General features: G+C 35.9%; 20 protein-coding genes. 17 read left to right on the top strand and 3 right to left on the bottom strand.

Annotated elements, in window-relative coordinates:
- The first annotated feature begins 53 nt into the window (after positions 1-53).
- The 7 genes from ystJ to HNR27_RS08415 all read left to right on the top strand — a co-directional run bounded on the left by ystJ (position 54) and on the right by HNR27_RS08415 (position 7,436).
- Positions 54-1,253: an NADP-dependent malic enzyme gene (gene ystJ, locus HNR27_RS08445; RefSeq protein WP_429339503.1), complete on the top strand. Its 1,200-nt coding sequence runs from the start codon at positions 54-56 to the stop codon at positions 1,251-1,253.
- Between the two features lie 64 nt (positions 1,254-1,317).
- The gene (locus HNR27_RS08440; protein WP_212921268.1) at positions 1,318-1,941 is read left to right on the top strand and encodes a FadR/GntR family transcriptional regulator; all 624 of its coding nucleotides are present in this window, start codon (positions 1,318-1,320) and stop codon (positions 1,939-1,941) included.
- 170 nt (positions 1,942-2,111) lie between these two features.
- Positions 2,112-2,972, top strand: a complete 861-nt coding sequence (gene accD / locus HNR27_RS08435) for an acetyl-CoA carboxylase, carboxyltransferase subunit beta (protein ID WP_212921267.1) — start codon at positions 2,112-2,114, stop codon at positions 2,970-2,972.
- Positions 2,969-3,922, top strand: coding sequence for an acetyl-CoA carboxylase carboxyl transferase subunit alpha (gene accA / locus HNR27_RS08430; RefSeq protein WP_429339449.1), 954 nt, complete (start codon positions 2,969-2,971; stop codon positions 3,920-3,922). The genes accD and accA overlap by 4 nt, the downstream gene beginning before the upstream one ends.
- A gap of 289 nt (positions 3,923-4,211) precedes the next feature.
- The gene (gene pfkA / locus HNR27_RS08425; protein ID WP_429339448.1) at positions 4,212-5,171 is read left to right on the top strand and encodes a 6-phosphofructokinase; all 960 of its coding nucleotides are present in this window, start codon (positions 4,212-4,214) and stop codon (positions 5,169-5,171) included.
- Positions 5,172-5,227: 56 nt separating this feature from the next.
- Positions 5,228-6,988 (top strand): pyruvate kinase, encoded by a 1,761-nt coding sequence (pyk, locus tag HNR27_RS08420; RefSeq protein WP_429339447.1) that lies wholly within the window; start codon positions 5,228-5,230, stop codon positions 6,986-6,988.
- 58 nt (positions 6,989-7,046) lie between these two features.
- Positions 7,047-7,436, top strand: a complete 390-nt coding sequence (locus tag HNR27_RS08415) for an FxsA family protein (RefSeq protein ID WP_429339446.1) — start codon at positions 7,047-7,049, stop codon at positions 7,434-7,436.
- Between the two features lie 3 nt (positions 7,437-7,439).
- Here HNR27_RS08415 and ytvI read toward each other — a convergent pair whose 3' ends face one another.
- The gene (gene ytvI, locus HNR27_RS08410; RefSeq protein WP_429339445.1) at positions 7,440-8,546 is read right to left on the bottom strand and encodes a sporulation integral membrane protein YtvI; all 1,107 of its coding nucleotides are present in this window, start codon (positions 8,544-8,546) and stop codon (positions 7,440-7,442) included.
- A 449-nt stretch (positions 8,547-8,995) separates the two neighbouring features.
- Here ytvI and citZ point away from each other — a divergent pair, with 449 nt between their 5' ends.
- The 9 genes from citZ to coaE all read left to right on the top strand — a co-directional run bounded on the left by citZ (position 8,996) and on the right by coaE (position 20,772).
- Positions 8,996-10,111: a citrate synthase gene (gene citZ / locus HNR27_RS08405; RefSeq protein ID WP_429339444.1), complete on the top strand. Its 1,116-nt coding sequence runs from the start codon at positions 8,996-8,998 to the stop codon at positions 10,109-10,111.
- An 80-nt stretch (positions 10,112-10,191) separates the two neighbouring features.
- The gene (gene icd / locus HNR27_RS08400; RefSeq protein ID WP_212921260.1) at positions 10,192-11,463 is read left to right on the top strand and encodes an NADP-dependent isocitrate dehydrogenase; all 1,272 of its coding nucleotides are present in this window, start codon (positions 10,192-10,194) and stop codon (positions 11,461-11,463) included.
- 18 nt (positions 11,464-11,481) lie between these two features.
- Positions 11,482-12,420: a malate dehydrogenase gene (gene mdh, locus HNR27_RS08395; RefSeq protein WP_429339443.1), complete on the top strand. Its 939-nt coding sequence runs from the start codon at positions 11,482-11,484 to the stop codon at positions 12,418-12,420.
- A 524-nt stretch (positions 12,421-12,944) separates the two neighbouring features.
- Positions 12,945-14,408, top strand: coding sequence for a ribosomal protection-like ABC-F family protein (abc-f, locus tag HNR27_RS08390; RefSeq protein ID WP_429339442.1), 1,464 nt, complete (start codon positions 12,945-12,947; stop codon positions 14,406-14,408).
- 123 nt (positions 14,409-14,531) lie between these two features.
- Positions 14,532-15,224 (top strand): response regulator transcription factor, encoded by a 693-nt coding sequence (locus HNR27_RS08385; RefSeq protein WP_429339441.1) that lies wholly within the window; start codon positions 14,532-14,534, stop codon positions 15,222-15,224.
- Positions 15,221-16,582: a two-component system histidine kinase PnpS gene (gene pnpS / locus HNR27_RS08380; RefSeq protein ID WP_429339440.1), complete on the top strand. Its 1,362-nt coding sequence runs from the start codon at positions 15,221-15,223 to the stop codon at positions 16,580-16,582. The genes HNR27_RS08385 and pnpS overlap by 4 nt, the downstream gene beginning before the upstream one ends.
- 101 nt (positions 16,583-16,683) lie before the next feature.
- The gene (gene polA, locus HNR27_RS08375; protein WP_429339439.1) at positions 16,684-19,320 is read left to right on the top strand and encodes a DNA polymerase I; all 2,637 of its coding nucleotides are present in this window, start codon (positions 16,684-16,686) and stop codon (positions 19,318-19,320) included.
- An 11-nt stretch (positions 19,321-19,331) separates the two neighbouring features.
- A complete protein-coding gene (gene mutM, locus HNR27_RS08370) occupies positions 19,332-20,159 on the top strand; it encodes a DNA-formamidopyrimidine glycosylase (protein WP_429339438.1) in 828 nt (275 codons plus the stop codon).
- 13 nt (positions 20,160-20,172) lie between these two features.
- On the top strand, positions 20,173-20,772 hold the full coding sequence (coaE, locus tag HNR27_RS08365; RefSeq protein WP_429339437.1) for a dephospho-CoA kinase: 600 nt from the start codon (positions 20,173-20,175) through the stop codon (positions 20,770-20,772).
- 282 nt (positions 20,773-21,054) lie between these two features.
- On the opposite strand, the gene HNR27_RS08360 is transcribed toward coaE, so the two are convergent.
- Together HNR27_RS08360 and HNR27_RS08355 are read right to left on the bottom strand one after the other, a co-directional pair.
- Positions 21,055-21,498 (bottom strand): GNAT family N-acetyltransferase, encoded by a 444-nt coding sequence (locus HNR27_RS08360; protein ID WP_429339436.1) that lies wholly within the window; start codon positions 21,496-21,498, stop codon positions 21,055-21,057.
- A gap of 326 nt (positions 21,499-21,824) precedes the next feature.
- A complete protein-coding gene (locus tag HNR27_RS08355) occupies positions 21,825-22,961 on the bottom strand; it encodes a phosphotransferase (RefSeq protein ID WP_429339435.1) in 1,137 nt (378 codons plus the stop codon).
- 181 nt (positions 22,962-23,142) lie between these two features.
- Between HNR27_RS08355 and HNR27_RS08350 the strand changes: the two genes are divergently transcribed.
- Positions 23,143-24,174 carry a glyceraldehyde-3-phosphate dehydrogenase gene (locus HNR27_RS08350; RefSeq protein WP_429339434.1) on the top strand — a complete coding sequence of 344 codons (1,032 nt, stop codon included), beginning with the start codon at positions 23,143-23,145 and terminating at the stop codon, positions 24,172-24,174.
- Positions 24,175-24,411: the final 237 nt, after the last annotated feature.

The raw sequence follows: 24,411 nt of genomic DNA, 5'->3' as shown, positions 1-24,411 counted from the left end.
TAGGCTACAAAAAGGAGCGTAAAAAAGTGAACTTGAGAGATGAAGCATTGCATATGCACAAGATGAATAAAGGGAAATTAGAAACCACCGCTAAGGTTCCAGTCCGTAATGCAAGCGATTTAAGCTTAGCATACTCCCCAGGTGTTGCCGAGCCATGTAAAGAAATTCATGACCGGAAAGAGCTAGTATACGAATATACCATGAAAGGAAATATGGTTGCCGTTGTTAGTGATGGTTCGGCTGTCTTAGGTCTAGGGAATATTGGTCCAGAAGCTGCACTACCTGTTATGGAAGGGAAGGCCGTTCTGTTCAAAAGCTTTGCTGGTGTGGATTCCTTTCCTATTTGCTTGGACACACAAAATGTAGATGAGATAGTTAGAACAGTTAAGTTAATGGAACCTACCTTTGGCGGTGTAAATCTTGAGGATATTGCTGCACCAAACTGCTTTATCATCGAAGAAAGATTAAAAAAAGAAATGAATATCCCCATCTTCCACGATGACCAGCATGGTACCGCAATTGTTACTGTAGCAGGACTTATTAATGCCTTGAAATTAGTTGGCAAGTCATTTTCTGAAATCAAAGTAGTAGCGAATGGCGCTGGAGCAGCGGGGATTGCTATTATTAAATTACTATACAACTTTGGTGTTCGGGATATGATCATGTGTGATTCTCGTGGCGCAATTTTTGAAGGACGTTCTTATGGAATGAATGAAGTAAAGGAAGCGGTTGCAAAAATTACGAACCTCGATAAAAGAGAAGGAACATTGGAAGAAGTGATTGAAGGGGCAGATGTATTTATTGGTGTATCTGTCGGAGGCGCTTTAACAAAAGAAATGGTTAACAAAATGAATACCGATTCCATCATTTTTGCTATGGCAAATCCTGATCCAGAAATAATGCCAGAGACTGCGAAAGATGCCGGTGCTAAAGTAATTGGGACAGGACGTTCTGATTTTCCAAATCAAGTAAATAATGTCCTTGCTTTTCCAGGAATCTTCCGCGGAGCTTTAGATGTTCGTGCAACACGTATCAATGAAAAAATGAAGGTAGCCGCAGCTAAGGCTATTGCCTCTTTGATAACAGATGAAGAACTAAATGAGGATTATGTGATACCAGCACCGTTTGATCCAAGAGTAGCACCTTTAGTTGCTGCTGAGGTAGCAAAAGCAGCAATGGAATCAGGCGTTGCTCGTACGCAAGTAAACCCTGAGGATGTAGCTGAAAAAACAAGAAAACTAGCAAAAATATAAATTGATAACAAAACCCCTTTCCAAGTAACCAATCGGTTTGGCTCAGGAAGGAGTGAAGCATGGTATGTCCATGTCACCAAAGCAAAAGGTATATCAGGAAGTTCTTCATGAAGTTCGGAATTTTATAGAATTCCATAATTTAAGCCCTGGGGATAAGCTCCCATCTGAAAGAGAGCTAGCAGAAAAACTTGGTGCAGGAAGGTCTTCTGTTCGAGAAGCGTTAAGGGCAATGGAATTATTAGGTATTATCGAAACAAGACATGGAGAAGGTACTTTCTTAAGTGAATATCGGCCATATCAGACCGTTGAACTATTATCTTCCTTTGTCTTAAAGGAAAATACACCGAAAAAAGAACTAATAGCAGTAAAAATGCTATTAGAAAAAGAAGCAGCAAAGCTAGTTTTTACCAAAATGGATGAATCAGTTGTAGGGCAGTTACAAAATCTTATTAATAATCCCGATTTAAGTACTAGAGAGCAGCATTTTACTTTTTTTAGTTTATTATTTGCATTAACTGAAAATCACTTTTTAGCTCGCATATGGGGATTAATAGATGAATATACACATAATCTAAATGTCCATTATTCAAATGATTTTTATCATAGACTATTAAATATTTATAAATCAAACCGAATAGCTGCGATTGAAGGTTTATTTTTAGAAGAAAAAATGCCTAATATAATGTAATTATTAATCTTATCTATTATCTTTGAGAAAAGTTTTTTCTTCGACTATTAACGACAGCATTTTTGGTTAGACTTGCTGTATAGTAGAATAATCGGGTTTGAAAATAATCTATGATGCAATCATAAATCCATTAAAAGTAGCATTTGGTGTAATGATAAGGGGGACTTATATTGCTTAAAGATCTTTTTAACAAGAAAAGGAAATACGCAACGATTCCTAGTGGAGAGTCAAAAGTCGATATTCCTGAAGGACTTATGAAAAAATGTGATAAATGTTATAAAATTTTCTATAGAAAAGAAATGATTAACAATCTAAATGTTTGCCCCAATTGTGGACACCATCATCAATTAGATGCTTGGGAACGTATTAATAGTTTGTTTGATGAGGGTTCATTTACAGAATGGGATCAGGGTATGATTGCTACAAATCCACTTCATTTTCCTGGATATGAGGCTAAATTGGAAAAAGACCGAGAAAAAACGGGCTTAAATGAGGCAGTTGTGACTGGTAAAGGGGACATTGATGGACAGGCTACTGCATTTGCTGTAATGGATGCTAGATTTAGAATGGGAAGTATGGGTTCTGTAGTTGGTGAAAAGATTGCTAGGGCAATTGAAAATGCTCGAAAGGAATCATTGCCATTCATTATTTTTACAGCTTCTGGGGGTGCCAGAATGCAGGAAGGTGTTCTCAGCCTCATGCAAATGTCTAAGACTTCTGTTGCAATTAGCCGCTTCTCAGAATCTGGTGGTCTCATGATTTCCGTAATGACTCACCCGACAACAGGAGGGGTTTCTGCTAGTTTTGCTTCATTAGGGGATTATAATTTTGCTGAACCAGGGGCATTAATTGGATTTGCTGGTAGACGTATAATTGAACAGACAACAAGAGAAAAGCTACCAGACGATTTTCAGACAGCAGAATTTTTATTAAAGCATGGTCAATTGGATCAAGTAATTCACCGTCATGATATGAAACAAGTATTAGGAACACTTCTCAAGATGCATCAGAAGGGTGGTAGTCCTGAATGAAGCAAATACTAGAATTTGAAAAGCCGATAATGAATTTAAAAGAAAAGATTGCCGAGCTAAAGAAATTCACCGGTGAAAGTGAAATTGATTTAACAGATGAAATTGCTACACTGGAAAAACGATTAGCAGAGCTGGAAGATAATATATATGGCAATTTAAAGCCATGGCAACGTGTTCAAATGGCAAGACACCAGGATAGACCAACAACGCTAGACTATATTTCTGAATTATTCACAGACTTTTTGGAGTTTCATGGTGATCGTACCTTTGGCGATGATGAAGCTATCGTTACTGGTATTGCTTACTATAAGGAAGTACCTATAACCGTAATTGGGCATCAACGTGGGAAAAACACGAAAGAAAATATTCGTAGAAACTTTGGAATGCCACACCCAGAAGGATATAGAAAAGCGTTAAGACATATGAAACAAGCAGAGAAATTTAATCGTCCTATTATTTGTTTTATTGATACGAAAGGTGCAGATCCTGGTAAAGAATCCGAAGAGCGAGGTCAAAGTGAAGCTATTGCCAGAAACTTAATGGAAATGGCTGGACTAAAAGTTCCTATCATCTGTATTGTGATTGGGGAAGGTGGAAGTGGTGGAGCGCTTGCCTTAGGTGTTGGTGATCGCATATTTATGTTGGAGAATTCCACCTATTCTGTCATCTCACCAGAAGGTGCTGCTGCATTGTTATGGAAGGATTCAGGCCTAGCACAGAAGGCAGCTGAATCGATGAAAATAACTGCCCCAGATCTATTTGAGCTAGGTATTATTGATGAGATAGTTCCAGAGCCAAAGGGTGGTGCTCACCGAGATATCGAACAACAAGCAAAGAATATGGATGCTGTTATCGAGAAGGCATTAAAAGAGCTAGCTGATTTAACAACAGAAGAACTATTAGAGAATCGCTGGGAAAAATATAAACAAATTGGAGATTTTAAGGAATGATAAAAGACATAAGGCTGACAATTGTCAGTCCTTATGTCTTTTATTGGCTATGTGCTAATAGAGTATGTCCTATTGTTAATGTGTTTTACTAATTCGCCGTAGAACTTTTAAACAGTAAAACATATATAAATTTATTTTGAAATTAGAAGGTTTTTGATTGATATTTTAAGATACAAGTCTTATCTTGTATTAAGAAGGGAACCCTATGGACAACTGTTAAATACATAAGTAAATAAGATAGAAGAAGTATATACTACTTTAGAAAACGTCTAATCGAGGTGGAGTTATTATGAAAAGGCTGGGAGTTTTAACTAGTGGTGGTGACGCACCTGGAATGAATGCTGCAATTCGTGCAGTCGTTCGTAAATGTATTTATCATAATGTTGAAATATATGGCATCAAATACGGGTATCAAGGGCTAATTGAAGGTAACATTGAAAAACTGCATGTTGGCTCTGTTGGGGATATTATCCAACGTGGTGGGACGAAGCTGTATTCTGCACGTTGTCCGGAATTTAAAACAGAGGAAGGTCAGCGTAAAGGTATAGAGCAGCTGAATAAATTCGGTATTGAAGGTTTAATCGTAATTGGTGGCGACGGTAGCTTTCGTGGTGCACAAAAACTAACAGAAAAAGGGTTTCCTTGTATAGGAGTTCCTGGGACGATTGATAATGATATTGCGGGAACCGATTTTACCATTGGTTTTGATACGGCACTTAATACCATTATTGAGGCAATTGATAAGATTAGAGATACTGCTACCTCTCACGAACGTACGTATGTCATCGAGGTTATGGGAAGAGATGCGGGTGACCTTGCATTATGGGCTGGTCTTGCTGATGGAGCAGAAACAATTTTAATTCCAGAAAGACAAGATGATTTTGAAGAAGTCATCAGTCGTTTGAAGCGTGGAGTTGAACGTGGCAAGAAACATAGTATCATTATTTTGGCTGAAGGCGTTGGAAGTGGAATCGAATTTGGAGAGAAAATTAAACAAGCAACGAATTTAGAAACTCGTGTTACAGTTCTTGGTCATATTCAACGTGGTGGTTCACCAACTGCAGCCGATCGCGTTTTAGCGAGTCGATTAGGTGCAAAAGCAGTAGACCTTCTGTTAGAAGGGAAAGCTGGAAGAATGGTTGGTATTCAAAATAATAAACTTGTTGATTATGATATCGCTGAAATTTTAACCCAAAAACATGGTATAGACGAGGGTATGTATCAATTATCTAAGGAATTATCGATTTAATAAACGAATTTAAGTATGCTTAAAAGAGAATGTAACGTTTTAAGGAGGATTTTTTTATGAGAAGGACAAAAATTGTATGTACGATTGGACCAGCTTCAGAATCAGTTGAAACATTAGAAAATCTAATTAATGCGGGAATGAATGTAGCCAGACTTAATTTTTCGCATGGTGATTTTGAGGAGCATGGTGCACGTATCAGAAATATCCGTGAAGCAGCTAAAAATACAGGGAAGACTGTTGCGATTTTACTGGATACGAAGGGACCAGAAATAAGAACTGGGAACTTTAAGGATGGACAAGCTGAATTGATTCAAGGAAACACCGTTTATATTTCAATGAAGGAAGTGGAAGGAACAAAAGAGCGCTTCTCCATTACATATCCAGGATTAATTGACGATGTTCATGTTGGCTCAAGAATACTACTTGACGATGGCTTAATAGAGCTTGAAGTGGTTGATATTGATAAAGGAAATGATGAACTAAAAACGGTAGCACTTAACTCGGGATTAATTAAGAATAAAAAAGGAGTAAACGTTCCTAATGTTTCCGTTCAGTTACCAGGGATTACGGATAAGGACGCGAAGGATATCGAGTTCGGTATTGAGCAGGACATTGACTTTATTGCTGCTTCCTTTGTTCGCAGACCATCAGATATTTTGGAGATTAGAGAGTTATTGGAAAAGCATAATGCAAACCATATCCAAATAATCCCTAAGATTGAAAACCAAGAGGGTGTAGATAATATCGATAGTATTTTAGAGGTTAGTGATGGTTTAATGGTTGCTCGTGGTGACCTAGGTGTAGAAATCCCTGCTGAGGATGTTCCACTTGTCCAAAAACAACTAATCCGAAAATGCAATACAGTAGGTAAGCCAGTAATTACTGCAACACAAATGCTTGATTCGATGCAACGGAATCCTCGTCCTACAAGGGCAGAGGCTTCAGATGTTGCAAATGCGATATTTGACGGAACAGATGCGATTATGCTATCTGGTGAAACTGCAGCTGGTAATTATCCTGTCGAATCGGTAAAAACAATGCATAATATTGCAGTTAAGGCAGAAACAGCACTGAACCATGAAGCAATTCTTAAAAACCGTAGTCAATCAGTTGATATGACGATTACTGATGCAATTAGTCAATCCGTTACTCATACAGCAATGAATTTATCTGCTAGTGCAATAGTGACACCAACGGAAAGTGGACATACTGCTCGTATGATAGCAAAATATCGCCCTAAGGCACCTATTGTTGCAGTTACTTATAGTGAACAAGTGAATCGTCATCTATCCCTAGTATGGGGTGTTCATGCCGTGTCTGGTGGAAGAGCTGCTTCAACAGACGAGATGCTTGATGTCGCGATTGAAAAAGGACTTGAAACAAATCTTTTAAAACGTGGGGACAGAGTGGTCATTACAGCTGGTGTTCCAGTAGGAGAAGCAGGCACAACGAATTTAATGAAGGTGCATATCATTGGAGATGTGATTGCCAAGGGACAAGGTATCGGTAAGAAAAGTGCCTATGGCCGTGCTGTAATTGTTAAAAATGCAAACGAAGCACTTGAAAAAGTAAAGCAAGGCGATATCATTGTTACTTACGGTACCGACCGTGATATGATGCCTGCCATTGAATTGGCTAGCGGACTTATTACAACAGAAGGTGGACTAACTTCACATGCTGCAGTGGTTGGATTAAGCTTAGGTATTCCAGTCATTGTAGGTGTGAGTAATGCATTTGAACAAATAAATGATGGTGAAGATATCACGATTGATGGAACAAAAGGCGACATCTATAAAGGACATGCAGGAGTTCTATAGAGAATGGAAGAAGGGATGATTCCCTTCTTTTTCCTATATCAAAGGGGAGGGGATATTGGTGAGAGGATTCTTATTAGTATTTCTACTTTTAGGTGCAGCTGAAATTGGGGTTTTTGTATGGGCAGGCGGATTAATAGGACCATGGTGGGTTGTAGGATTAATCTTGCTTACTGGATTAGCAGGTATTACCTTGGCAAAAAAAGAAGGAGTCGAAACCTTGTATCGGGCACAACGAGCTATTAATAACGGCCAAGTCCCAACTCGTGAAATTATAGATGGGATTTGTATCTTTGTTGGTGGAGTATTCCTTTTATCTCCAGGGTTTATAACGGATATAATGGGCTTTATATTAGTTTTACCTTGGACAAGAAGAGTAGTGAAGCCATTCTTACTAATTCTCTTTAAAAAGCTATTAGATAAGAAGACAATAACATTCCGTCGCTTCTAATGGTTAGCCTTTAATGAAATGGAAGAGCTTGAGAAATATTCCTGATTGAAATAAGACATAAGCGATAATAAGGATGAATGGGGCAGCAATGACCCCAATGATCCCCCAGACTTGGATGGTTATAAATAGGATTATGAGACTTATTAGTGGGTTAATACCTATGCTTGTCGCTAATATTTTAGGTTCGATTACTTGCCTCGTAATAATCACAATCATATATAGAACACAAATCGCAATTGAAAACGAATAATTACCGGTAATAAAAGTAAATAGTATCCATGGAATGAAAATTATTCCCGTTCCAACTAGTGGTAGCAGGTCCACTAATGCAGCAAAAAGAGCAATTGTTAAAGCATGTTGAACTTTTAAAAGCATCAACCCTAGTAGAATTAGAATAGCTGTTATTAGTATTAGGATGAGCTGTGCCTTTAAATATCCAGAGAAAGCCTTTTTTACTCCTTGCTGAAAATCTATAAAAAAGTAAAGAATTTTTTTAGGTAAAAGGTTTATTAATTTTTTTGTTAGATTGTTCCAGTCATTTATGATCATAAATGTTGCTAACCATACTACAATAAATATGGTTAGTAATCCTGGTATAAAACCTACAATTTCAGGAATCTGCAATAGAGATGACTGAAGGAAGTTTGTTCCATTGTCAGCTAAGTTTGTTACAAACTTTTCGATGTTTTCTTGTATGGTAGCCTGATGAGATGGATCTAATGATTGAAAGTAGGATGTAATAGACTGATAAAAAGGAAAAATATGATCTTCTAATATGCTCTCTACAAATTCTAGTAGAGAAGTAAAATAGATTGGCATTCTTTCTAATAAATAAGTAGTTCCTTGGATAACTTCTGTAATAATTAGGATTAGAAGTCCAGTACATATAAGGAATATAGTAGAAATAACAATTAAAGTAGCTAGAGATCTAGGAATCCTCCATTTTGCTTCTATCGATGTAACAAACGGGTTTAATATTGCCGCAAGAAAAAAAGCTACAATAAAGGGAAAGATATAGTTGATTGATAGCTTTAAGGTGAAATAAGAAAGAACTAAAATAATCCCGACTAATATTCCTCTAAGTAACCGTTCCAATATTTGCTTGTACAATTTTTCAGACCCCATTTGAATTAAATTACTAATAACTAATAAACTATATGAAAGAAAATAGGAGATTATTATTGAAGTCCTTCATAAGAAATCAAAGTCTTTTTTATTTCTAAAGAAAACTAACATGTTGACTTCGTAAGAATATAAATATGAGCTCTTCGTAAAGGCTACACGAAGTAACCTTTGAAAGGATTTCACGTCGAAAATATAATTTGGCTATGTCAATAAATAAGTAAATGCAAGGATAGAAATATTTATTTACTATAAAGATTCCGATAATAAAAATTTTGGGAATTCAAACGGTTTCATTTCACTTTAATAGGAGAATCCTTTATAATTAGGTTGGGGATGACAATATCCGATGAATATAGTAGGAAATTGTCGTAATAATATAACATTATTTTCAACTTTATTGTTAGAACATTATAGAAAAAGGAGAGGGTTTTAACATGACAGCAACGAAAGGTCTTGAAGGGGTTGTTGCAACTCAATCATCCATTAGTTCTATTATTGATGACCAGCTTACCTATGTTGGATATAGAATTGATGATTTAGCTGAGAAATCAAGCTTTGAGGAAGTAGTATATTTACTATGGAATTTAAAATTACCGACTCAAGCTGAGCTGCAAGCATTTAAACAAGAGCTAGCAAATAACATGGAAGTTCCTGAGCAGGTTATCGACCAATTACGTTCATATGATTTGTCTAAGGTTCATCCTATGGCTGCCTTAAGAACATCTATTTCTTTACTTGGTCTTTATGATGATGAGGCTGATGTAATGACGGAGGAAGCTAACCATCGTAAAGCGATTCGCATTCAAGCTAAAATCTCTACTATTATTGCTGCGTTTTCCCGTATTAGACAAGGAAAAGAACCAATTAAACCTTTAAAAGACCTTAGCTATGCGGAAAACTTCCTTTATATGCTAAATGGAGAAAAGCCTAATGCGATTGAAGTAGAAGCCATCGATAAAGCATTAGTACTACATGCCGATCATGAGCTAAATGCCTCTACTTTTACTGCTAGAGTATGTGTAGCAACACTTTCCGACATGTATTCAGGAATAGTTGCTGCTCTCGGTGCATTAAAAGGACCACTTCATGGTGGAGCGAATGAGCAAGTTATGAAGATGCTTACAGAAATAGGTACTGAAGAAAATGCACTGCCTTACATTAAAGAAAAACTAGCGAACAAAGAAAAAATTATGGGTATGGGACACCGTGTGTATCGTAATGGTGATCCTAGAGCAAAGCATCTTCAGAAGATGTCGAAAGAATTAACTACTTTAACTGGACAAGAGAAATGGTATAATATGTCTGTAAAAATTGAGGATTACATTAAGAACGAGAAAGGCCTACCAGCAAATGTAGACTTTTATTCAGCTTCGGTATATCATAGCCTAGGAATTGATCATGACTTATTTACACCAATTTTTGCTATGAGCCGAGTTTCAGGTTGGATTGCTCATATCCTAGAGCAATATTCGAATAACCGCCTAATTCGTCCTCGTGCAGAATACGTTGGACCAACAACGCAAGAATACATTCCAATTGAAAATCGTTAATATTAAGAGAAGTTCGTTCTAATAGCCGGTTCTTCCGGCTATTATTATGATAAGCTATAAGTATTTAGGAGGAGAAAATTATGGCACAAGGTGAAAAAATCGTTGTTGAAAATGGTAAACTAAATGTACCAAATAACCCAATTATTCCTTTCATTGAGGGGGATGGAACTGGTCCAGATATTTGGGCAGCAGCAAGCCGTGTATTAGAAGCAGCTGTTGAGAAGGCATATAACGGAACGAAAAAAATTGAATGGTTAGAGGTATATGCTGGTCAAAAGGCGTTTGATAAAACTGGTGAATGGTTACCACAAGATACATTAGATAAAATTGATGAATATAAAATTGCAATCAAAGGTCCTCTTACAACACCAATTGGTGGGGGAATTCGTTCTCTTAACGTAGCACTACGTCAAGAACTAGATCTATTTACTTGCCTACGTCCAGTTCGTTATTTTGAAGGAGTTCCATCGCCAGTAAAACGTCCAGAGGATGTTGATATGGTTATCTTCCGTGAAAACACAGAGGATATCTACGCTGGTATTGAATGGCAAAAAGGCTCTGATGAAGTGAAAAAGGTAATTAACTTCCTTCAAAATGAGATGGGAGTACATAAAATTCGTTTCCCAGAAACTTCTGGTATTGGTATTAAGCCAGTTTCAGAAGAAGGAACTAAGCGTCTTGTTCGTTCTGCTATTCAGTATGCAATTAACGAAGGCCGTAAGAGTGTTACTTTAGTTCATAAAGGTAACATTATGAAATTTACAGAAGGTGCATTTAAAGGCTGGGGCTATGAAGTTGCAGAAGCAGAGTTTGGTGATAAAGTATTCACATGGGCAGAATATGACCGTATCGCTGAAAAAGATGGTAAGGATGCTGCTAACAAAGCTCAGGATGAAGCTGTAAAAGCAGGGAAAATTATTGTTAAAGATTCTATTGCAGATATTTTCCTACAACAAATCCTTACTCGTCCAACAGAATTTGACGTTGTAGCTACGATGAACTTAAACGGAGATTATATCTCTGATGCCTTAGCTGCGCAGGTTGGTGGAATTGGAATTGCTCCAGGAGCAAATATTAATTACAATACTGGTCATGCTATTTTTGAAGCTACCCATGGAACAGCTCCAAAATACGCTGGCTTAGATAAAGTAAATCCTTCTTCCGTAATTCTATCAGGGGTATTAATGCTTGAGCATCTTGGATGGAGAGAAGCAGCTGATTTAATTACGAAAGCAATGGATAAGACAATCGCTTCTAAAGTCGTAACTTATGACTTTGCTCGTTTAATGGATGGTGCAACTGAAGTGAAATGTTCTGAGTTTGGTACTGAATTAATTAAGAACATGGACTAATCCAAAAGGAGGAAACCAATGGGAAACAAGCGCAACAAGATTTCAGTCATTGGATCTGGTTTTACGGGGGCAACGACAGCTTTAATGCTTGCTCAAAAGGAGCTAGGAGATATTATATTAGTGGATATTCCAAGTATGGAAGATCCAACTAAAGGAAAAGCGTTAGATATGCTAGAAGCAAGTCCAGTACAAGGCTTTGATGCTAACATTATTGGAACTTCAAATTATGAAGAAACAAAGGATTCAGATTTGGTTATCATTACAGCAGGAATTGCTAGAAAACCTGGCATGAGTCGTGATGATTTAGTCAATACCAATGCCAAAATCATGAAGTCCGTAACGCAAGAAATTGTAACGCATTCTCCAAATACTATTATAGTTGTTTTAACAAATCCTGTTGATGCTATGACATATACAGTCTATAAAGAATCTGGATTCCCGAAAGAACGTGTAATTGGTCAATCAGGAGTTTTAGATACTGCTCGTTTCCGAACATTTATTGCACAAGAGTTAAATATATCTGTTAAGGATATAACCGGGTTTGTATTAGGTGGCCATGGTGATGATATGGTGCCACTCATTCGGTACTCTTATGCTGGTGGTATTCCTTTAGAAAAATTAATAGCAAAAGAACGCTTAGATGAGATTGTTGCTCGAACTAGAACCGGTGGGGGAGAAATTGTTAGCCTGCTAGGAAACGGTAGCGCGTATTACGCTCCTGCCGCTTCACTGACGGTAATGGCAGAGGCAATATTAAAAGATCAGCGCCGTATCCTACCTGCTATAGCTTATCTTGAAGGTGAGTATGGTTACCAGAATATCTACCTTGGAGTACCAACAATTCTTGGCGCAAATGGTATTGAAAAAATTATCGAGTTAGAATTAACAGATGACGAAAAAACAGCTCTTGATAAATCAGCTGATTCTGTTAAGAATGTTTTAAAGGTCCTAGAATAAATAATGATGCTTCATCCTTTTAATTATGAGGATGAAGCTTTTTTTGTAGGCTGTATTATAGAGTTTTTTTGAGATAATACCTTGTGCCGTCAGAGAATCTGACATATATTGAGTATTTTTGAAAGAAAAAACCAAGAAAAGTGAAATATCCCTTCCTAACTATGTACAAGCCTTCAGTATAATACTAATCTAATATTTGCAGACAGTGCTACTACCTATTGACAATCGAGCTTATATTATATACTATACCTTTAATAATAATGTTAGGAGGGTTGTTAATCGTGAGACTACGTTTTCCTACTTTGAACTCGTAAATTTATACGTTCAAAGACCTGTCTGTGAGACAAGGTAACGGGAATGGTCTGTTCACTTTTAACAAACTCTAAAATAATTCTTGAAAAATGGTTAAAGGAAGGCGTCATTCTTAGCGCTTTCTTTTTTTCTTATAGCTATAATGCTAATATCCTATTGATACTATATCCTCAGCCTTCTCACAGATTCAATAAACTGTAGGAGGTTTTTTTATGGATAATATTGTATTCCTAATGGAGGATGTCAGCTTATCATTTCGTGATAAGGAGATACTAAACATTGATCACTTAGCTGTCCATCAGTTTAACCGAATTGGAATTGTTGGAAGGAATGGAGTGGGGAAAAGTACTTTACTAAAATTATTGGCAGGCACCATTCAACCTAATAAAGGATATGTAAAGCGGTTTGTTAAACCTGCATATTTCTCTCAGTTAGAAATACCGAATAAGTTGGTAGAATCAGTGGATGCTACTTTACTTTCAAAGCTTCACATTAGTAATCTAAATGAAAATTATAGTGGGGGAGAGCAGACAAAATTAAAACTTGCCCACTTATTTACTGGTTACCATGAAGCACTATTAATCGATGAACCTACTACACATTTAGACCAAGAAGGAATTACCTTCCTTACGGAACAGCTTAGAAATTATTATGGTGCAATGGTAATTGTCAGCCACGACAGAATTCTTCTAGATAACTTGGTTACGACAATTTGGGAGATTGCTGATGGTACAGTCAAGGTCTATTCCGGAAATTATTCATCATATGCATCACAAAAAGAAAAGGAGAAGGAACAAAAAATTCATGAACAAAAAATTTATGAAAAAGAACGAAGTAGGTTAGAAACAGCAGTCCAAGATAAAATGGTAAGGGCTCAAAAAATGATGAGTACAGATAAAAAAACAAAGAAAAAGGAAAAGCCAAGTCGACTAGGTAAAACTAAATCTAAAGGTACTAGTCAAAAGAATATGTATCGTGCAGCAAAATCTATTGCAAATAGAATAGAAAAGCTTCATCCAGTTGAACCGTTGAGAGGAGAAAAAAGGATTTCTTTTCCATTATCCAAAGCATTGGAACTGAACAATAAATACCCTATAATTGCAGAAAAACTTAGTCTAAGCAGAGGAAAGAAACACCTACTAAATAATGTCAGTTTCCAATTTCCATTAGGAAAGAGAATTGCAATTACAGGCCCAAATGGTGCTGGTAAAAGTTCCTTGCTACAACATATAGCAAAAAAAGGGGATGGACTTATTATATCTCCAAAAGCTAGGATTGGCTTTTTTCAGCAAATGAGTTATCGTAAGAAAAATGATGAAACAGTACTATCATTTATAAAACAACATACTAATCATAAAGAGGGCTTTGTAAGAAGTGTTCTCTATAACATGCTGTTTTCAGAAATGGATATAACAAAGAAAATTAGCTCACTAAGTGGTGGGGAAATAATCCGATTACAGCTTTGTCAATTGTTTCTTGGTGATTACAATATTTTGTTATTAGATGAACCAACTAATTTTTTGGATATTCCTACCATGACTGCACTAGAGAAGTATTGTCAAGGATATGAAGGAATGATTATTTTTACGTCACATGACAAATCATTCGTTCAAGGGATTGCTGATATACAATATGAAATTAACCCAATCTCACATACGATACGAAAAGTTAATTAAAAGCAAACAATTATAAAGTTTTCTTTACAATTAGGCTCTTTGATTTTCTTTCCCAAGCATTCATTGTAAGATAAATATATATAAAGCTTTTCCTATTAAAAATAGAAATGGGGAATGGATTGCATGAATGAAAAGGTTTTGATTGTTGATGATGAGGCATCAATTGTAACATTATTAAAATTCAATTTAGAGAAGGCTGGTTTTGTTACGGATGTTGCCTATGATGGTTTAGAGGCAATTCGAAAAACCGATAAAAACAATTATGATTTTATCATTCTGGATTTAATGCTCCCTGAAATGGATGGAATTGAAGTATGTAAGCAATTAAGAAGAAATAAAATAGATACACCAGTTTTAATGCTAACAGCTCGGGATGAAGAGTTTGATAAAATACTTGGTTTAGAAATTGGAGCGGATGATTATTTAACAAAACCATTTAGTCCAAAGGAAGTAATTGCACGTATCAAAGCAATTTTAAGAAGGACCACTAGTTCTAGTATTAATCCAACCACTCGTATAAAAATTGGCGACTTAATTATCTATCCGGAACGTTATGAAGCGGAGAAGGATGAAGAAGTCCTTGCTTTTACTCGTAAAGAGTTTGAATTACTGTATTATCTTGCTAAGAATAAGGATCGAGTTTTATCACGGGACCAGTTATTAAGTGCAGTTTGGGATTATGACTTTGTTGGGGATACTCGAATTGTTGATGTTCATGTTAGTCATTTACGTGAGAAAATTGAACCTAATACGAAAAAGCCGATTTATATTAAGACGATTCGTGGACTTGGTTATAAAATGGAGGATCCGACGTGAAGTTCACTACGATAAAACCATTCCTAAACTTTGTAATCATTGTAATAATTACCTTAGTTGTAACTGGAATCGTTTTAAGCCAATTTACGAATAATCTGTTTGTCCTGTTGCTTGTTTTGCTAACTGAATTTGTAGTTTTTATGTCCTTGCTTCATTTCATTTATGATAAATACATTAAACCTATTGAGAAAGCAACAGTAACTTTAGATGAACTAGTAAAAGGGAACTTTCGAGCCAGAATGCATCATCCAGTGAGTGGAAGTATGGCATCTTTGCTGATGAAAATTAATTCACTTGCAAGAAGTCTTAGTGAAATCTCCATTCATGAAAAGATAGTTGCAGAACAATTAACTACAGTAATTGAAAATATTCAGAGTGGGCTAGTGTTGATCGATGAAAAAGGATATATACACCTAGTCAACAAGAAGTTTTTATCCATTTTTGGGAAGCTGGAGAAGGATTATATTGGATATTTATATTATGATGTAATGGAGCAGGAGAAACTTCACAAAACAATCCAGCAAACTTTTTTATATGAAGAGAATGTAAAGGATTTTGTTACGCTTGATGCTGAGGTAAAACAGTATTTTGAAATAGTTTCAGCACCTATATTTGATGAGCGTAATATTATAAAAGGTGTTGTACTTGTCTTGTATGATATTTCTGATTTGAAGCAACTTGAAGTAATGCGTAAGGATTTTGTAGCAAATGTTTCTCATGAGCTGAAAACCCCAATAACTTCTATTCGAGGATTTTCCGAAACGCTATTAGATGATGATTTAAAAGATAAGGAGATAGCGAGACAATTTCTAGGTATTATTAATGAAGAGAGTAGACGGCTACAATCATTAATACAGGATTTATTAACGTTGTCAAAGTTGGAAAATGAAGATTCCAAACTGGAGCTTACTTTGGTAAATACTCGAAAGCTGATAGATGATGTTATCCCAGTTTTAAAACAGCAGGCTGATCAAAAAGGTATTCAACTAATCATTGACAATGACTCTGAAATAGATTTTCTTGCAGATTTGAATGGAATTAAGCAGGTTATGATTAATCTAGTCGCAAATGCGATAAACTATACACCCAAGGATGGAAGAGTCACGTTAAAAGTTAAGGAAGAACAGGATTTTATCCATCTATGCGTGAAGGATACAGGAATCGGCATTCCAAAGGAAGAGCTACCTAGAATTTTTGAACGCTTTTATCGGGTAGATAAAGCTCGAAGCCGTAATACAGGTGGTACTGGCCTTGGGCTTGCAATTGTGAAGCATATTGTCGAGCTGCATAAGGGAATGATTGAAGTAGAGAGTGAATTAAATACTGGAACTACTTTTCATCTATATTTTCCAAAATGAGAAGCACTCCGCTTTAGGGATGCTTCTAAATTTTTTTACCTATCGAAATAGTAATGGTAGAATAGATGCAAGTAGATTTGTCGTGTAAGGAGGAATAACAATTGGCGGAAAAATTAGTACTAATTGATGGTAACAGTATTACATACCGTGCGTTTTTTGCTCTTCCACTATTAAACAATGATAGGGGAGTATATACAAATGCAGTGTATGGATTTACAACAATGCTCTTACGTATTTTAGAGGAGCAAAAGCCGACACATATTTTAGTAGCATTTGATGCTGGGAAGACAACATTTAGACATAGCACGTTTAAGGAGTATAAAGGTGGACGCCAAAAGACACCACCAGAGTTGTCTGAACAGTTTCCACTAGTAAGAGAATTACTTAACGCATTTCAAATTCGTCATTATGAGCTAGACCAATATGAGGCTGATGATATTATTGGTACATTAGCTATACAAGCGAAAGAAAAGAAGTGGGATGTTCAGGTTATTTCCGGTGATAAGGATATGTTACAACTTGTATCCGAGCATGTAACCGTTAATGTTACGAAAAAGGGTATAAGTGAAGTTGAAGCATATACTCCAGAATATATGGTTGAAAAGATGGAGTTAACACCAGATCAAGTTATTGATTTAAAGGCGCTAATGGGTGATAGCTCAGACAATATTCCTGGAGTACCTGGAGTTGGAGAAAAGACTGCCACAAAGCTACTAAAAGAGTATAAAACATTAGAAAATGTTTATGATCATTTAGATGAAATAAGTGGCAAGAAATTAAAAGAAAACTTAACCAATCATAAAGAAGATGCATTTATGAGTAAAGAACTTGCAACGATTAATTGTGTGTCTCCAGTTGAGATACAATTAGAAGATCTCCAATATGATGGTTTTGCTCCTCAGGATTTGACTAGCATCTTTAAGGATTTAGGCTTCCAATCCCTACTTGATAGAGTTGGCTCAGATGAAGCCATAGAGGAATCAACGAATGAGTTTGAAGCAATAGATTTCCAAATAGTAGACAAGGTTCAAGAAGATATGTTTACTGGTGAAGAAGCATTAATTGTTGAAATATTAACGGATAGTTATCATACTGCACCTATTGAGGGAATAGGAGTAGTGAATAGCAAACATGCATATTTTATTCCTACAGATATTGCACTTCAATCAGAAGCTTTTAAAACTTGGGCAGAAGACGAAAAGCAAAGAAAAATTGTCTTTGATGCAAAACAATCGTTAGTTTCTCTTTGGAAAAAGGGAATTCATTTGAAAGGCATGAGCTTTGATGTATTGCTCGCGTCATATTTACTAGATCCTTCTGAGAATAATCATGATATTCCAGCAATTGGACATCGTATAGGATTAAAGACGGTTCTATATGATGAAGAAGTATATGGTAAGGGAGCAAAAATGAAAGTACCAGACCAAGAGGTGCTAGCTGACCATATCGTACGGAAAACCATGCTTTTGTTCACACTAAAAGAGAAAATGGAAGAAGAGCTACGAGCAAATGAACAGTTTGAATTATTAAAAGAACTAGAAATGCCATTAGCACTTATTTTAGGAGAGATGGAGCATACAGGTGTTATACTCGATGTGGAACGTATCGAGCAAATGAGTACGGAACTAAAAGAACGGTTAGGCGAAATTGAAAAAGAGATATATGAACTTGCTGGAGAAACCTTTAATTTAAATTCTCCTAAGCAGTTAGGTCCAATCTTATTTGAAAAATTGGGCTTGCCGGTAGTTAAGAAAACAAAAACAGGCTATTCGACTGCTGCAGATGTTTTAGAGCAACTGCAACATGAGCATGAGATTATCCCCAAAATTCTATTGTATCGTCAATTAGGAAAACTTCAGTCAACCTATATTGAAGGTTTATTAAAGGTTGTAGACAAAAAGACAAGCAAAATTCATACTCGCTATAATCAAGCATTAACACAAACAGGTAGATTGAGCTCAATCGATCCAAATTTACAAAACATTCCAATCCGAATAGAAGAGGGAAGAAAGATTAGACAAGCTTTTGTTCCTTCTCAGGAAGGCTGGATTATGTTTGCTGCAGATTACTCGCAAATTGAATTACGAGTGTTAGCCCATATAGCAAATGATGAAAAATTAATTGCTGCGTTTAAAAAGGGACAAGATATTCATACGCAAACAGCTATGGACGTTTTCCATGTATCTGAAGACGAAGTCACCTCGAATATGAGAAGACAGGCGAAAGCAGTTAATTTTGGAATTGTTTATGGTATTAGTGATTTCGGTCTTTCGCAAAATCTAGGCATTACCCGTAAGGAAGCTAAGCAATTTATCGAGCGCTATTTTGCTAGTTATCCTGGTGTTAAGGCCTATATGGATGATATCGTTCAGGAAGCCAAGCATAAAGGTTATGTCACGACATTAATGAATAGAAGAAGATATTTACCTGATATCACGAGCAGAAACTTTAATCTTCGTAGTTTTGCAGAAAGAACAGCGATGAACACGCCAATTCAAGGAACAGCTGCTGATATCATTAAGAAGGCTATGATTGACTTACATGAAAAACTCATCGATGAAAAGATGCAAGCTAGAATGCTGCTTCAGGTTCATGACGAATTAATCTTAGAGGCTCCAAAGGAAGAACTAGAGAAACTGAAAGAAATTGTTCCGGCCATGATGGAGCAAACCGTTGAGCTACTTGTACCATTAAAGGCAGAATATGCTTATGGCGATAGTTGGTATGATGCAAAGTAAGGAGAATTAACATGCCAGAATTACCAGAAGTAGAAACAATACGTAGAACATTAAAGCGATTTGTATTAAATCGAACCATTGACCATGTATCCGTTTATTGGGGGAAAATTGTTAAAAAACCAGAGGATACAGAACAATTTAAGCATCTTTTAATCGGACAGACGATTCATGATATTAAACGAAAAGGAAAATATCTCTTATTTGAATTGGATGATTATACGTTAATTTCACATCTGCGAATGGAAGGAAAATATAGTGTTCATTACAAGGATGAACCGATAAAAAAACATACCCATGTCATATTTTCTTTTACGACTGAGGAGGAATTACGCTATAACGATGTCCGGAAATTCGGTACGATGCACCTAGTAAATAAGGGAGAAGAACTTATTCAAGAGCCCCTGAAAAAGCTAGGACCTGACCCATTTGATGAAGATTTCACATTGGATTACTTTTACAAAAAGCTTAAAAATACAAACCGTTCCATTAAAGCAGTGTTATTAGATCAGACTGTGGTTGCAGGTCTTGGAAATATATATGTAGATGAAACCTTGTTTAAAGCCGGGGTACATCCTCTTAAACAAGCAAATAAGCTTAAGAAAAAAGAGGTCCAAGAAATACAAAAACAAGCGATCGCAACGCTTGAAGAAGCAGTAAGGCAGGGAGGAACTACCATTCGATCCTATGTTAATGGCCAGGGTGAGATGGGGATGTTTCAGCAGGAGCTATATGTATATGGTCAAGAAAATAAAGCATGTAAAAATTGCGGAGCTCCTATTACAAAAATGAAAGTGGGTGGACGTGGTACCCATGTCTGCCTTCAGTGTCAGAAGTTGTAAAGGAGAGACTAGCATGACCTTAGTAATTGGATTAACAGGAAGTATTGCAAGTGGAAAAAGTACGGTTTCCACTATGTTTAAAGAGCTTCATATTCCAGTAATTGATGCGGACAAGATATCACGTGAAGTCGTTGAACCTGGTGAATTTGCCTATCAAGAGATTGTAAAGGAATTTGGTGAAACAATTCTATTGGAGGATCAGTCGATTGATCGTAAGAAACTTGGTTCCATTATTTTTACAGATGAGGGGAAGCGTAAGAAATTAAATGGGATCGTTCACCCTGCTATACGGAAGCGGATGCTTGAAGAGAAGGAAGCTTATACTAAGGCATTGGAGAAATGTGTAGTGATGGATATTCCATTGTTGTTTGAAAGCAAGCTAACCCATTTTGTAGAGAAAATTGTAGTCGTCTATGTCGATGAAAACACGCAGCTTGAACGATTAATGAGTAGAGATGGCTCTAGTGAGAAAGAGGCATTGCAACGAATTCGTTCACAAATCCCTGTTCGTGAAAAAATAGAACTTGCTGATGCAGTAATTAATAATAATGGTACGAAGGAAGATAGTTTTGGGCAGCTAAAGGACATCTTAAGGAAGTGGAATGTTCTATGATCAAGTAGTGTTTATTGATTTTTAGAAGATCGAGAAAACTGCCAGAATAGTTCACTATTACATTAATTAATAAAAGTGGGGGTGTAAACGAAAACTGTGATATGCACAGATTATCTTACACTCCCTTTTAGAATGGTTGAACTTTAATTGCTAATGTCGATTTTCTATTTTGTTGAAGTTTTTTCTATTGAACTCTTTTATTGACTATAGCACGAATTTAGTTGGTAGATAAGAAAGTTGCTAGATCCTTTACTAGAGTGGCAATGGCTTTCTTTGATAATCTTAAACAGTATATTTAAAGATGAGTTCTCCATTCGGGTCTTTTTCATTAATATATTCAAATCCTAAGCTTTCGTATAAATGTTGAGCTGCTCTATTTTCCTCGATGATACTCAAATAGATAACGTTTACCCCATACTCCATTGACACAATATCAATGAGCTTGATCATTGCAATTCTACCTAAGCCTTTACCCTGGTATTTTTCATCGATCATTATTCGATCTATCCAAGTATCTTTATTAGGACCAAAGGAACCGTACATCGCAAAGCCAACAATTTCCTTATCGTAATATATTGCGACTGGATGCCATTCTTGGTATGTATGAGCTTCTTTCAAACATTCATCGACAGTTTCAATAAATTTTTCTTGTCCGGGTTTTAATTTTATACTTCTAACAATCCGTTCATTAGAGCTATCAATATCTCTAAAGGAAATTCTATCCATATATTGAACGATGCCTCCTAAACATTATCTCTACAACTTTTTCCATTACTCATTGCTTGACTATAACTATCTTATCATTATCTTTCATGTAGGTGTATAGAATCAGAATTGAAAATTATTATCAAGGAATTTGATATCAGTTATATGCCACCTTAATAGCAACACGAATTTCAAAAGTAAGATTAATAAGAAAGAGATTATTTAATTACATATACCGTCCCCCAAAAAAGTAACGATATATTTTGGGGGACACTACCTTTGTAGTTCTTTCTAATTTTTATATTGTTGCTTTTAGCTTTACTTGCTTTAAACCAACCAAACCGTAGTTATTTTTGATATAAAAAGTTACGCATAATCTCATTTAACCGATTGGCTACCCATTCAATATCGTAGCCCACAAATTCGCGAATTACTGTGTTATATAACTCTTCTAATCCTATCCGAAGCATATAGCAATATACAATTTCTCTTGTTTCGAACGTTGTAATATATTTATTTGTTATTTCTTTGATAAGTGGTTGAAGCTTCTTCTCATTCCAAAATAGAATATTTGCTTTATCGTATAAATGGTCCCCATATAAGGATAAACTCCAATCAATAATACCTGTGACCTTATTATTCTTAGCCAATAAGTTAAATGAGCCTAAATCACCGTGAACAATATTTCTTGAGCTGATAGGAATGTTTTTTATATGAGATTTTAACTCTTTCATTGCCTGATGAACTACTTCAGAATCCAATCCTTTTTGTTCTAAGGATGACCAGTTATAAATGTCGTTGTTGTATACAGCACTAATAAAATCTAACCAGGTCGGGTAAGAAGCATTCCCATTACTATCAAAATAGCCATATCCCTGTTTATCCACAGACACCTCAATGGATTCCAAAGTTTCTAATGTTTCTAAAACAGCAGGAACGATGTCGAGAAGCTCTTGGCTATTGAGGTCATATAATTTTTCGCCTTCTATAAATGTTGAGATAGAATAAGCAATTCCATTATCGTCCTGATTAATTTCTAATACATTCCGAACAGGTAACCACTTCATAAGTTCCTTCCCAATAAATTGTTCTTTCTTATAACTTTCATGTTGATTTCCTACTTGAAAAATAAAGTGTTGTTCTCCGTCTTCAAACAAATAAGTTTGCGAAACTAGGCCACCATTTAGTTCTTTCATATTTATAGCGGTCGGGTAATGCTTTTTTAATAAAGCAGTAATTTCATCTAATGTTAATCTCTTATTCATGACAAACTCTCCTTTAAAATGGATTTTTCCTAACAACAATTCGTCTAAGGAGAGATTATAGATTTGGCTAAGTGAAATGATGGAGTCAATATCAGGATAATTTTTTCCGACCTCCCAATTGGATAATGTTTGCCGGGTAATATTCATTTTCTCGGCAACTTGTTCCTGTGTAAATCCAGCTTTTTTTCTTCTTAGTTTTAACTTTTCGCCAATATACATGATCATCCACTCCTTAAATAAATTTTCTCAAGATATACAGGAAAAATCTAGCAAGGATTTCTTGCTTTCATTCGAAATATTTCATCTGATTTTAACTATTTAATGATTACTTTTAAAGTTAATTATGTTATACTTTATCTAAAATATTGATAATTAGTATAACATATTGGGAGGAGTATCGATGAATAAAACACGTATTGCCATCAGTGGCTTTGGGAGAATAGGAAGAATGGTTTTTAGGCAAGCGGTGACAGATCCAACGTTAGACGTTGTAGCTGTTAATGCGAGCTATCCTCCAGAAACTTTAGCACATCTTATTAAGTATGATAGTGTACACGGCATTTTTAATGGAAAAGTGAAAGCGCTTAAAAATGGACTTGAAATTAATGGTAAACAAATTGAACTTGTTAATTCTAGAGAGCCGGATAAACTACCCTGGAGTAACTTAGATATTGATGTGGTGATTGATGCTACAGGTAAATTTAAATCAAAAACTGATGCAGGATTACATCTAGTTGCAGGAGCTAAAAAAGTTGTCATTACAGCACCTGGTAAACAAGTAGATAAAACTATTGTAATGGGAGTAAATCATCATTCGTATGATGAGGATCAAGACGATGTCATATCGAATGCATCATGTACTACAAATTGTTTAGCACCAGTTGTAAAAGTTTTAGATGACAATTTTAACATTGTGAATGGTTTAATGACTACAGTTCACGCTTTTACGAATGACCAAAAGAATCTAGATAATCCACATAAAGATTTACGAAGGGCAAGGGGATGTACGCAATCCATTATTCCAACCTCTACAGGTGCAGCCAAAGCATTAGGGGAAGTGCTCCCACATTTAAATGGTAAAATGCATGGTATGGCTTTACGTGTACCAACTCCAAACGTCTCTTTGGTCGATCTGGTAGTTGATGTAGAAGAACCAGTTACAGCTGAAATAGTCAATCAAGTGTTCCGGACAGCTGCTAAAAGTGAATTAAAGGGGATCATGGAGTTTAGTGATGAACCTTTGGTTTCGATAGATTTTACAACCTCACCATATTCAGCTATTATTGACGGATTGTCCACAATGGTAATGGGGGAAAATAAAATTAAAGTGCTAGCATGGTATGATAATGAGTGGGGTTATTCTGCTAGAGTTGTAGACCTTGTGAAATATGTTGGTAGTTTTTTAGTGAATAAGAAAGTTTCTGTTTCATGATTATAGATTACTGCTGGAAAAAAGAGTTAGGTGGCTACTTTGTGCCTAACTCTTTTTTTATTGTACTTTGTTAAGGGAAGAAATGGTAAATAATTTTTAAAATCGGACATATACGCTTGACCTAAGGTACGAAGGTCTCACAAATTAGTACATGCTAACAGTCCCTGAGTACTTGTTTATCATTATTGAGAGCATGCTCTTAGCCTATAACCATATTTTCATTAATCAACCCTATGC

This window comes from Ornithinibacillus bavariensis (genome assembly GCF_050433565.1).
In the GTDB taxonomy this organism is placed as follows: Bacteria; Bacillota; Bacilli; order Bacillales; family Amphibacillaceae; genus Ornithinibacillus; species Ornithinibacillus bavariensis.
The sequence above is the reverse complement of the archived record's forward strand: the minus strand, read 5'-3'. Positions and strand labels throughout refer to the sequence as shown.